The organism is Pseudomonas sp. NPDC089734 (genome assembly GCF_044748865.1).
Classification (GTDB): domain Bacteria; phylum Pseudomonadota; class Gammaproteobacteria; order Pseudomonadales; family Pseudomonadaceae; genus Aquipseudomonas.
The window spans coordinates 1-11,501 of sequence record NZ_JBIVGV010000028.1 but is presented as its reverse complement, the minus strand read 5'-3'; the positions used below and the strand labels follow the sequence as shown (position 1 = coordinate 11,501).

The following is an 11,501-nucleotide window of genomic DNA, read 5'->3' as shown; positions in this document are numbered from 1 at the left end:
AGATCATGGAAGCGGTTTCTCCTGGCGCCCCAGCATTGACTATCTGCATTCCCACCTATAATCGTGGTAAACGGGTGCATGCGTTAGTGCTTTTTCTTAAACAAAATCTTCTTTCTTTGACTGAGGAAGTTGAAATTGTTGTTGTTAATAATTGTTCAGATGATGAAACCCGGGAAATGATCGAGCCTCTTGTAGGGGGCGCGATCACACTGTTCAATCGAACAGAGTTTCTCGATACGGCTGAGCTGAATATGTTTCATTCTCTCGAACTTTGCCGAGGGGAGTTCGTCTGGTATCACGGGGATGATGATATTCCGTCTGTTGATACTATCATCAGCCTGATTTCCATGATTCGGCAGGATGCAGCAGACCTTTATGTATTCAACTCTCCGGTGATCGATGACGACGGTGTCGTGCTTTGTCGACGCATGGCTAACATGAGAACCTCGCATCTGGATTTGTGCGGGGACTCGTTGATTGAAACTGCCGGATTTGTCTTCATGTTGGCGGGGATCACTAACGTGATATTCCGCCGCGATAAGGCTGATGTAGACGTCGCATGGGAAGCCAATGCGATTCAGCCTCTGTATGGGCATGTATGTTGGCTTTTGGCTTGTTTCGGACAGCTTCGGAGCCGGATTGTGAACAGGCCGTTAGTGTATTATCGTAGTTCGGATATACCTAAACAGATTGTGCATTTCAAGAAAGTGGCCGCTCGTAAAAATGTGGGGGATCACCACTTCTGGGGGATGGGCGTCGCGTTGCAATTGAAGTGGCTTGTGGAGCGAGGCGTGATCTCGGCATCCACACTGCCGAGAGTTTTTGAAGGGCGTCGCGACGGCACGCGTTTTAAATTACTGAATGAAGTAATTCACAAGATTTATACCCAGGTTTCGGAATCCGTTACTCATCCAGAGGAACGATTCCGTATCGACCAAAAAACACTCGCGGAGGTTCGAGATTTTTTTGTGTCGTGCGACCTTTTCGCCTATGACCTCTTTGAGCCCATAGAGCAGTTAAACGAAATCGCCACAGGTAAGCGCCCACGTAAAGAGTTTGAAGGGCTGCGGAGAACCTTTGAGCGGTTACATCGTTCCCATGATGCCGATATTTATCGCAATAACTGGCAGGGTGAGCGAAGCGGTTATCAGATTTACCGTATGGCTTGCCATTGGGTCGCGATAAGGCCTGATATCGAGGGTGGGATTTTAAATGCGCTCTCTGTTATCGATCTTGAAGAGCAGGCGCCATTACTGCTTATAGACGATGATTTTGAAACGTTGGTTTCCCGGGCGGCGGCACATGCGAAGGAATACGTATCTCCTTCCAATACCCAGGTGAGTTCGTTTACCGAGCTGGAGCGATTGGGCCGACAACATATCGATTTGATGCACCGGGCTCTCCATGAGTACACCCATTCAGTTCATATCTATCGTCAGGCGACATTTTTAGGTCGCAAAGTGGCTCGGGTAGTTATCTACCTTATTGAACCGTGCATACATTTCGGCAGGCGTCTACTGGCTAAATGATGCATCCCCCAGCCGGTGTTGTGTCATGACCAGCCCCGGTGAAAACTATTTGAAATGATGCAGGAACAAACGATGAAGGCAGTGATTTTGGCAGGTGGGCTGGGCAGCCGTCTGAGTGAAGAGACAAGCACACGACCGAAACCCATGGTCGAGGTGGGCGGTCGTCCGATCCTCTGGCACATCATGAAAATCTATTCCCACTATGGCGTGAATGATTTCGTTATTTGCCTGGGCTACAAGGGGTACGTCATCAAAGAGTACTTCGCCAACTATTTCCTGCACATGTCGGACGTCACGTTCGACATGGCGAATAACAAGATGGAAGTCCATCAGAACAACGCCGAACCATGGCGTGTAACGCTGGTCGATACCGGTGCTGACTCCCAGACCGGCGGTCGTCTGCGTCGTGTACGTGAGTACCTGGAGCCAGGCGAAGACTTCTGTTTCACCTATGGCGACGGTGTTGCCGATGTCGATATCGGCAAGCTGATCGCCTTCCACAAGGCTCATGGCAAGAAGGCAACGGTTACTGCTACCCAGCCACCTGGCCGCTTCGGTGCCTTGAACATCAATAATCATCACGTGGAAAGCTTCCGCGAAAAGCCTCACGGTGATGATTCCTGGATCAACGGTGGCTACTTCGTTCTCAAGCCGGAAGTGATCGACCTGATCGAAGCCGACGATACCATTTGGGAGCGTGAACCTCTGGAGGCTCTCGCCCGCGACCGCGAATTGCTGGCTTATGAACATGGCGGTTTCTGGCAGCCGATGGATACCCTGCGTGAGAAACAACAACTGGAGGACTTGTGGGAACGCAAGGTCGCCCCGTGGAAAACATGGTGATAAGTCGCGCATTCTGGCAGGGCAAAAAGGTCTTCCTGACGGGCCATACCGGTTTCAAGGGTGGCTGGCTGGCGTTGTGGCTGCAGGAAATGGGGGCGATCGTTACCGGGTTCGCCCTCGAACCGCAGACTCAGCCGAGCCTGTTCGACGTTGCGTCGGTGGGCGAGGGTATGACCTCGATCATCGGTGACATCCGGGATGCTGCAGCGTTGGCGGCGGCCGTTGCCCAGGCGCAACCGGATATCGTCCTGCACCTGGCGGCGCAGCCACTGGTCCGTTATTCCTACGATGCGCCAGTTGAAACATTCGGGACCAACGTCATGGGCACTGTACACCTGCTGGAGGCTGTCCGTGCCTGCGCCAGCGTACGTTCCTGCGTCGTGGTCAGTTCCGACAAATGCTACGAGAACCGTGAGTGGCCCTGGGGCTACCGCGAAAACGAGGCCATGGGCGGTTATGACCCTTACAGTGCCAGCAAGGGCTGTACTGAACTGGTGACCTCAGCCTACCGCAACTCGTATTTCAACCCGGCCCGCCATGCCGAGCACGGAGTGGCCCTGGGCAGTGGTCGTGCTGGCAACGTGATTGGCGGCGGCGACTGGGCTGCTGATCGTCTGGTGCCGGATCTGCTGCGTGCATTCGAGCGCAAGGAAGTTGCTATCATCCGCAACCCTGGAGCGATTCGACCCTGGCAGCATGTGCTGGAACCGCTGTCCGGCTATCTGGTACTGGCTCAGCGCCTCTATGAGGAGGGGGCACAGTTCGCCGATGGCTGGAACTTCGGCCCGGCAGATGTCGATGCCCAGCCCGTGAGCTGGATTGCCGAACGTATGACTCAGTGCTGGGCTGACGGGGCGCAATTTCGTATAGAAGCCAATGCTGCTGCTCCTCATGAGGCGCATTATCTCAAGCTCGATTGCTCCAAGGCCCGTGCCAGGTTGTCCTGGACACCACGCTGGTCTCTCGCCCGTGCACTGGATGAAGTCGTGGGCTGGCACCGTGAGTTCCTGGCCGGCAGCGACATGCGACAAGTTTGTATCGATCAAATTTCGCGCTTTTCTCAAGCGCGACCACAATGAACACGGATTACCTGATGACCACCCAAGAAGACCTCAGAAAACAGATTGACGATCTGGTCCAGCAATACTCCAAGACTGCGTTTGCACGTCGTGAATTCGTACCAGGTGTGACCGCCATTCCTCCTGCGGGCAAGGTGATCGATGGTGCCGAAGTCGGTCTGATGATCCAGGCCTCGCTGGATGGCTGGTTGACTACCGGTCGCTTCAACACCGAGTTTGAAAAGCGCCTCAGCAAGTTCCTTGGCGTCAAGCATGTATTGACCACCAACTCCGGGTCGTCGGCCAACCTGCTGGCATTCACTGCATTGACCTCGCCAACCCTGGGTGATCGGGCGATCAAGCCGGGTGATGAAGTGATTGGCGTGGCGGCAGGCTTCCCTACTACCGTCAACCCGATCATCCAGAATGGTGCGATCCCGGTATTCGTCGATGTCGACCTTGCTACCTACAACATCAACCCGGATCTGATCGAAGCTGCCATTTCGCCAAAAACCAAGGCGATCATGCTGGCTCACACGCTTGGCAACCCGTACAACCTGCGCAAGATCCGTGAACTCTGCGACAAGTACAAGCTGTGGCTGGTCGAAGATTGCTGCGATGCCCTGGGTTCAACCTACGACGGCAAGCTGGTTGGTACTTTTGGCGATATCGGTACGTTGAGTTTCTATCCTGCTCACCACATCACCATGGGTGAGGGCGGTGCGGTGTTCACCAACAAATCCAAACTGCGCCTTGCGGTCGAGTCTATTCGTGACTGGGGCCGTTCGTGCTTTTGCCCGCCTGGTGAAGATAACACCTGCAAGAAGCGTTTCTGCTGGAAGCTGGGTGATCTGCCATATGGATACGATCACAAGTACACCTATTCTCACCTCGGCTACAACCTCAAGATTACCGATATGCAAGCTGCTTGCGCACTGGCGCAAATGGACAAGCTGCCGTCTTTCGTCGAGGCTCGTAAACATAACTTTGCCTACCTGAAGGAAAGGCTTGCACGCTGTGCAGAGTTCCTCATTCTCCCGGAAGCTACCGAAGGTAGTGAGCCGTCATGGTTCGGGTTCCCGATCACTCTGAAGGACGGAGTTCCCTTCCAGCGTCTTGATCTGCTGACCTTCCTGGACCAGCACAAGGTCGGGACCCGCCTGCTTTTTGCCGGGAACCTTCTGCGTCAGCCATACATGATCGGTCGCGAGTATCGAGTGTCGGGTACCCTGGAAAACACTGACCGGATCATGAATCAGACTTTCTGGATCGGCGTTTGGCCAGGACTGACCCCTGAGATGCTCGACTATGTCGTGGATCGTATCGAAACGTTCTTCGGGATCAACAAATAAGATAGGGCACCCCTTGAGCAAGCGCTTTTCTACAAGAATGAGCGACGCCTGGAATGATCTGTGCGCCGCTCTGGCCGCGACTGAAACCTGGGCGTTTCTGGGTAGTCATGACATTCGGCAGCGGTATCGTCGGTCCGTGCTGGGCCCGTTCTGGATCACTCTTAGCACGGCCGTGCTGATCGGTGGTCTGGGGGTGATGTATGCCGGGCTTTTCAAGATGGATGTTCATGAGTACATCCCTTACCTCGCTGCTGGCATGATCACCTGGAACTTCATGTCCCTGGTGATCAACGAAAGCTGTTTCGTGTTCACCGGGGCGGAAGGCAGTATCAAGGCAGCCCGGATGCCCTTGTCTTCCTATGTGTTGCGGCTGGTGTGGCGTAATCTTCTGGTGTTCCTGCACAATGCGGTGGTATTGGTCGGTGTAGTGCTCTGGTTCCTGCCGTTCAACCCCATGGGTTTGCTGCTGGCCGTAGTCGGGCTGGCAGTGATCGGGGTATTTCTGTTCTGGCTGGCGTTGCTTGTAGGCTTGCTCAGTGCTCGTTTCCGCGATATCCCCCAGATTGTTGCCAACGTGCTGCAGGTGGTGTTCTTCATGACACCCATCATGTGGAAGGCGGATGTGCTGAACAATCGTATGTGGATTGCCGAGATAAACCCGTTCTATTACATGCTCGAGCTTGTCCGTAACCCGTTGCTGGGCCAACCGTTGACCTGGGACCTCTGGGGCAATGTGGGCGTGGTTCTGCTGGCTGTCGCAGCGGTATCGTTTCTTTTTTTCGCGCGGTTTCGTACGCGCATTGTTTATTGGTTGTAACCCATGGCCCACATCATTGCTAAGGATCTGGTAGTCGAGTTTCCGATCTATCAGGGCGCGCAACGATCGATGCGCAAGACGTTTCTCAAGGCGGCGACCGGTGGCAAGCTGGGCGGTAGCGACTCACGGGTTACGGTGCGTGCGGTCGATGGGGCAAACTTCTCGATCAACGACGGTGAGCGCATCGGTCTTCTGGGGCACAATGGCTCGGGCAAGACGACATTGCTACGTGCCTTGAGTGGTGTCTACGAGCCTGCCAGCGGCATTCTCGACATCGCAGGTTCGGTCACGTCGCTGCTGGATATCGCACAAGGCTTCGATTTCGATTCCAGCGGCATCGAGAACATTACGCTGCGCGCCATCACCATGGGTATTTCGCCAAAGCGGATCAAACCGCACATTGATGAAATCTGCGATTTTTCCGGGTTGGGCGATTACCTGAAGCTTCCGGTTCGCACCTATTCGAGCGGGATGATGATGCGTCTGGCATTTGCCATCTCGACCTCCGTCGGCTCCGACATCCTGTTGATGGACGAATGGCTGAGTGTCGGTGACGAAGACTTCAAGGTGCGGGCGGCAGAGCGACTCAACCATTTGTTCAACCGTGCAGCGATCGTTGTGATCGCCTCGCACGACACTGCGCTGCTAGCGCGCACATGTACGCGAATCCTGCACGTGGAGCACGGCAAGATCCTTCGCGAAGAAACCGTTAAAGAGTCCACCGGGAGTGATCATGCAGCAAAAGTATAGTGACTGGGTCAGCACCTGGTTGGCAGAGGCAGGCTACACACACTGCTTCTTCGTGGCCGGCGGCAATATCATGCACCTGCTGGAAAGCCTCAGCCATAATCTGACCTGCATTCCTGTAGTGCATGAAGTGGCAGCAGGTATCGCTGCAGAATACTTCAACGCTACCAACGCCCAGGGCCATAAGGCATTGGCCCTGGTCACCGCAGGTCCTGGCCTGACCAATATCGTCACCGCCTTGTCCGGCGCTTTCCTTGAAAGCCGTGAGCTGCTGGTGCTGGGAGGGCAGGTCAAGACCGCCGACCTGAGCCATGGCGCATTGCGCCAGCGCGGTATCCAGGAAATCGACGGTATTGCCATCGCTCGCCCTGTCACGGTCGCCGCCGAACGTCTGGACACCCAGATTTCCCGGGAAGCCTTTCTGGCTCTGTGCGCTGCAACCGAGCGTGGTCGTCCAGGCCCGGTCTTCATTGAACTGCCACTGGACGTGCAAGGTCGTTTGATGAGTGCCGAGGAACTGCCGACCACGGCAGCTGCAGCCATCACTGGCAAGCCTATGCCGTTGCCTGCGGGAGTTCGTACAGCCGAGACTTCGCTGGATGAAGTGTTGGCCCTGCTACGTGAGGCCCAGCGCCCGGCGGTACTGATTGGTGGTGGCGTAAGCCGTGAAGCAGCGGCTGCACTGACAGCGGTGGCCGAGAAGTACTCGCTGCCTCTGTTCACGACCTGGAATGGCATGGACCGCATCGCGGCGGATCACCCGTGCTATTTTGGCCGTCCCAATACCTGGGGACAGCGCTACGCTAACCTGCTGCTCCAGCAGGCTGACGTGGTTCTGGCGTTGGGGACGCGGCTTGGCCTGCAACAGACCGGTTTCAACTGGCAAGAGTTTGGCCGCGGGGGCAAGGTCGTGCAGGTGGATTGCGACGTGGCCGAACTGACCAAAGGCCATCCTCATGTCGATGTGCCTGTCTGTGCCGATGTCAATCCATGGCTCAAGACCCTGGCTTCCAGGATCGAAGGCCAGTGGAATGAATGGCATGGCTACTGCCGTCAGGTTCAGGCCGCCGTGCCGTTGATCGAAGAGAACGTCACCCATGAAGGCTACCAGTCGCCCTTCAAGTTTGTGGCGCACCTTTCCACCTTGCTCAAGTCGGATGATGTGGTCGTACCTTGCAGCAGCGGCGGTGCTTTCACGGTCATGATGCAGGTATTTGCACAGAAGGCTGGCCAGCGTGTGGTTACCAACAAGGGCCTGGCCTCGATGGGCTATGGCTTGAGCGGGGCTATCGGTGCGGCATTTGCCAATCCTGAACAGCGTGTGGTGCTGGTCGAGGGCGATGGTGGTTTCGCTCAGAACCTTCAGGAAATTGGCACTGTAGGTGTTAACCGTTTGAACGTGAAGATTTTCATCTTTGACGACTCGGGTTACGCGTCCATTCGTTCCACCCAGCGCAGCTACTTCGGTGGCCGTTACGTGGGTTGTGACATCGAAACGGGGTTGGGCTTGCCGAACTGGGCTGCACTGTTTACGGCCTACGGTATTCCGGTCGTGCGTGTTGAACCCGGTTTTGAAAACTCTCAGGATTTCATCTCGCAACTCGAGAGTGAGGGGCCGGGAGCCTTCATCGTCAAGGTCGACCCAGAGCAGACCTATTTCCCGAAGATCACCAGCCGCGTTACACCAACAGGCATGGCTTCCAACCCGTTGCACCAGATGTCGCCTGATCTGCCTGAGGCTGTAGCCGAGCAGGTTACGCGCTTTCTGTAACACACTGTCGATCAGGCGGCCTTCGGGCTGCCTGGTTCATGGTTGATACATCCACTGCGAGTCTGCGGTGGATGGTGTCGCTCCAGATGGGCGTAGCGTTATACCCAGGCCAACTGCGCCACTTCATGACGATGCGAGCATCGACAACTGCTCATGGCCTCTGGGCCTGTTCCTCCTTAACGCATCGCACGGATGGCTCGCTATACCGGGCAACCGAAACTCCCATGGTACTCTCTTCGGTTATCCGTTCATGATGAAGCGGCATTTTCGCGTGGCTTCCTTGTGCAGGCATCAAATTGTGAGAAATACCTGAAGTGACAGAGTCAATGATGGAAGAGCAACAGGAAGAGAAGAGCGGTTTCATTTCATTGCCACGAATAGCCGTATTGCTGGCCGCCTACAACGGTATGGAATTCATTGCTCAGCAACTGGAATCAATACTTGCCCAGCAAGGTGTGAAGGTCACTGTGTTCTGCAGCGTGGATCTTTCCTCTGATGGCACTGAAAAGTGGATCGACACACTGGCAAAGGTGAATGAGCAGGTCGTGCTTTTGCCTTATGGCAATCGCTTCGGGGGAGCGGCTCCCAACTTTTTCCATTTGATCAAAACGGTAGATTTTTCCGGGTTTGATTACATTGCACTGGCGGATCAGGACGATATCTGGCTGGATGACAAGTTACGCCGTGCTCATGATCTGATCACGCTGAACACATGTGACGCCTATTCTGGAAGTGTCCTGGCATTCTGGCCCGATGGACGGGAGTTCTTGATCGACAAGGCTCAACCCCAGGTGTCACATGATTATTTGTTTGAGGCCGCCGGCCCAGGCTGCACTTATGTGCTGACCGTATCCTCGGCCTTGCAGATGAAACAATTCCTGTTACAGCAATGGGACAGGGTCAAGTCGGTGTCGCTACACGACTGGTTTTTGTATGCATGGTATCGGGGCAATGGTTTGACCTGGTTCATCGATAGTCAGTCACGGATGCGCTATCGCCAGCACGATAAAAACCAGGTAGGTGCGAATCGCGGATTTGCAGCGATGAGTCATCGCTTGCGTCTTTTGCGCTCCGGTTGGTACCGCACGGAAATAACGCTTATTGCATCTTTGGTAGCCCCACCGACAGACAAGCTTTCCCGCCTTGTTCAGGGCAAGGGGTGGTGGGCCTATGCAAGACTTCTTCCTCGTCTGGGCCAGATGCGTCGACGATTTAGGGATCGTGTCTATCTGGGAGTCATGATATTGCTAGGTCTTCTTTGACGGCTGCCTGTCTGCATGTGTGAAAGATGGGGTCAAGGCTCTGATTTTTAGGGGTTAATACTGTTATGCCATTATTTCTGCGACAAAATGCCGCAATGGCCTTTGTCGCAGGTAATATGTGCCATCCGATTTTTATGCCCGGAATGGCCTGATTGAGAACTGGCAACGAGAAAAAGAACAAGAAACAAAAGCCAGGCTGCCCGCCCCGGTCGACGCACAGAATCACTGAGTAGACGAAAAAGGCGATTAGAAAAAATGACCAACACTTCGCGACCTTTATACATTTCCTACGCTGGCCCCTCGCTGCTGGAAATGCCCCTTCTGAACAAAGGCAGTGCCTTTACCCCGCAAGAGCGAGTCGAATTCAACCTGATCGGTCTGCTGCCACAGAACGTAGAGACGATCGAGGAACAAGTGACGCGCGTGTACAACCAGTACAAGCAGTGCGCCAGCGATCTGGACAAGCATATTTATCTGCGCTCGATCCAGGACAACAATGAAACGTTGTTCTTCCGCTTGCTGGACTCGCATCTGGACGAGATGCTGCCGATCATCTACACACCGACGGTCGGCCAGGCCTGTCAGGAATTCTCCAAGATCTATCGCACGCACCGCGGGCTGTTCATTTCCTACCCCGAGCGTGACCGCATCGACGATATTCTGCGCAGTGCAACCAAGGACCGGATCAAGATCATCGTCGTCACCGACAGCGAGCGCATTCTGGGCCTGGGCGATCAGGGAATCGGCGGCATGGGTATCCCGATTGGCAAACTGTCGCTGTACACGGCCTGTGGTGGCATCAGCCCGGCCTATACGTTGCCGATCGTGCTCGATGTCGGTACCAACAACCGCGAACTGCTCGACGACCCGATGTACATGGGCTGGCGTCATGAGCGGGTCACGGGCAAGGAATATGACGATTTCATCGCCCTGTTCATCGATGCCGTGCAGCGTCGCTGGCCGGATGTGTTGTTGCAGTTCGAGGATTTCGCCCAGGCCAACGCCATGCCGTTGCTGGACAAGTACCGTGACGAGCTGTGCTGTTTCAACGATGACATCCAGGGGACTGCATCGGTTGCCGTTGGCACCTTGCTGGCGGCCTGCAAGGCCAAGAATGAGACGCTGGGCCAGCAGAAGGTCGTATTCCTGGGCGCTGGTTCTGCCGGTTGCGGGATTGCCGAACACATCATCGCCGCGATGAAGATCGAAGGCTTGAGCGAGGCCCAGGCCCGTCAGCGTATCTTCATGGTCGATCGCTTCGGCTTGCTGACCGAGGGTATGGATAACCTGTTGGACTTCCAGCAGCGTCTGGCGCAGAAGGCCGGGGATGTTGCAGGCTGGGCGGCGGGTGGTGACGCTTTCCCGCAGTTGCTCGACGTGGTGAGCAACGCGGGTGCGACGGTCCTGATCGGTGTGTCGGGTCAGCGTGGCCTGTTCACCGAGCAAGTGATTCGTGAACTGCACAAGCATTGCGCCAAGCCGCTGGTCATGCCGCTGTCGAACCCGACTTCCAAGGTCGAGGCGACGCCTGAAGAGATCCTGCGCTGGACGGATGGCAATGCGCTGGTCGCGACCGGTAGCCCGTTTGCGCCGGTCGAGATCAATGGCCGCACCATCCATATCGCGCAATGCAACAACTCCTACATCTTCCCGGGCATTGGTCTGGGCGTTGTGGCATGCAAGGCTTCGCGTATCACCGATCGCATGTTGATGGCGGCGTCCAATGCACTGGCCGAGTGTTCGCCGATGGTGTCCGGGCAGGGGGATGCCGTTCTTCCGCCGCTCAAGGAAATCCAGGCCGTCAGCCGCAAGATAGCCCTGGCCGTGGCCAAAGAGGCCCAGGCCGAAGGTTTAGCCCTTGAAACCTCGGATGAGGTGCTGCTGGCAGCCATCGAGCGTAATTTCTGGGTGCCGGAGTATCGAGCCTATCGCCGTCGCTCGGTCTGAGCGTAGCGTTTCCGCTCAATGGCCCTTCGCGAGTGCGCTCGTGAAGGGCCATTTTTATAGGGCGGCTCCCCAAAAAATTTCGTAAGCGCTCCATAAACCCCACCAGCTTCATGATGGGTGGTGCGCTTAGCTAGGCGAGACCGGCGAGCAGTTCCAAGGCAGCAGCGCTTCGTAA

9 protein-coding genes are annotated in these 11,501 nt (G+C 55.6%); all 9 read left to right on the top strand.

The window, feature by feature from the left end:
* Nucleotides 1-5 precede the first annotated feature (5 nt).
* Nucleotides 6-1,529 carry a glycosyltransferase family 2 protein gene (locus tag ACIPY9_RS23640; RefSeq protein ID WP_400707393.1) on the top strand — a complete coding sequence of 508 codons (1,524 nt, stop codon included), beginning with the start codon at nt 6-8 and terminating at the stop codon, nt 1,527-1,529.
* 72 nt (nt 1,530-1,601) lie between these two features.
* Nucleotides 1,602-2,372: a glucose-1-phosphate cytidylyltransferase gene (gene rfbF, locus ACIPY9_RS23635; protein WP_400707389.1), complete on the top strand. Its 771-nt coding sequence runs from the start codon at nt 1,602-1,604 to the stop codon at nt 2,370-2,372.
* Entirely contained in the window at nt 2,366-3,451 is a 1,086-nt protein-coding gene (rfbG, locus tag ACIPY9_RS23630; RefSeq protein ID WP_400707378.1) for a CDP-glucose 4,6-dehydratase, read from the top strand. Before rfbF ends, rfbG begins: the two co-directional genes overlap by 7 nt.
* Before the next feature lie 14 nt (nt 3,452-3,465).
* A complete protein-coding gene (rfbH, locus tag ACIPY9_RS23625; RefSeq protein ID WP_400707375.1) occupies nt 3,466-4,782 on the top strand; it encodes a lipopolysaccharide biosynthesis protein RfbH in 1,317 nt (438 codons plus the stop codon).
* Between the two features lie 13 nt (nt 4,783-4,795).
* Complete coding sequence (locus tag ACIPY9_RS23620) at nt 4,796-5,599, top strand: ABC transporter permease (RefSeq protein ID WP_400707372.1); 804 nt, start codon at nt 4,796-4,798, stop codon at nt 5,597-5,599.
* 3 nt (nt 5,600-5,602) lie between these two features.
* Nucleotides 5,603-6,349, top strand: coding sequence for an ABC transporter ATP-binding protein (locus tag ACIPY9_RS23615; protein ID WP_400707369.1), 747 nt, complete (start codon nt 5,603-5,605; stop codon nt 6,347-6,349).
* On the top strand, nt 6,333-8,117 hold the full coding sequence (locus ACIPY9_RS23610) for a thiamine pyrophosphate-binding protein (protein WP_400707366.1): 1,785 nt from the start codon (nt 6,333-6,335) through the stop codon (nt 8,115-8,117). The genes ACIPY9_RS23615 and ACIPY9_RS23610 overlap by 17 nt, the downstream gene beginning before the upstream one ends.
* 329 nt (nt 8,118-8,446) lie before the next feature.
* A complete protein-coding gene (locus tag ACIPY9_RS23605) occupies nt 8,447-9,379 on the top strand; it encodes a glycosyltransferase (RefSeq protein WP_400707363.1) in 933 nt (310 codons plus the stop codon).
* 255 nt (nt 9,380-9,634) lie between these two features.
* Nucleotides 9,635-11,326 (top strand): NAD-dependent malic enzyme, encoded by a 1,692-nt coding sequence (locus ACIPY9_RS23600; protein ID WP_400707360.1) that lies wholly within the window; start codon nt 9,635-9,637, stop codon nt 11,324-11,326.
* The last annotated feature ends 175 nt before the right edge of the window (nt 11,327-11,501 follow it).

Bases quoted from the DNA above. Each gene is read 5' to 3' on its own strand.
- ACIPY9_RS23640 (WP_400707393.1), top strand. From the start codon at position 6: ATGGAAGCGGTTTCTCCTGGCGCCCCAGCATTGACTATCTGCATTCCC.
- rfbF (WP_400707389.1), top strand. From the start codon at position 1,602: ATGAAGGCAGTGATTTTGGCAGGTGGGCTGGGCAGCCGTCTGAGTGAA.
- rfbG (WP_400707378.1), top strand. From the start codon at position 2,366: ATGGTGATAAGTCGCGCATTCTGGCAGGGCAAAAAGGTCTTCCTGACG.
- rfbH (WP_400707375.1), top strand. From the start codon at position 3,466: ATGACCACCCAAGAAGACCTCAGAAAACAGATTGACGATCTGGTCCAG.
- ACIPY9_RS23615 (WP_400707369.1), top strand. From the start codon at position 5,603: ATGGCCCACATCATTGCTAAGGATCTGGTAGTCGAGTTTCCGATCTAT.
- ACIPY9_RS23610 (WP_400707366.1), top strand. From the start codon at position 6,333: ATGCAGCAAAAGTATAGTGACTGGGTCAGCACCTGGTTGGCAGAGGCA.
- ACIPY9_RS23605 (WP_400707363.1), top strand. From the start codon at position 8,447: ATGGAAGAGCAACAGGAAGAGAAGAGCGGTTTCATTTCATTGCCACGA.
- ACIPY9_RS23600 (WP_400707360.1), top strand. From the start codon at position 9,635: ATGACCAACACTTCGCGACCTTTATACATTTCCTACGCTGGCCCCTCG.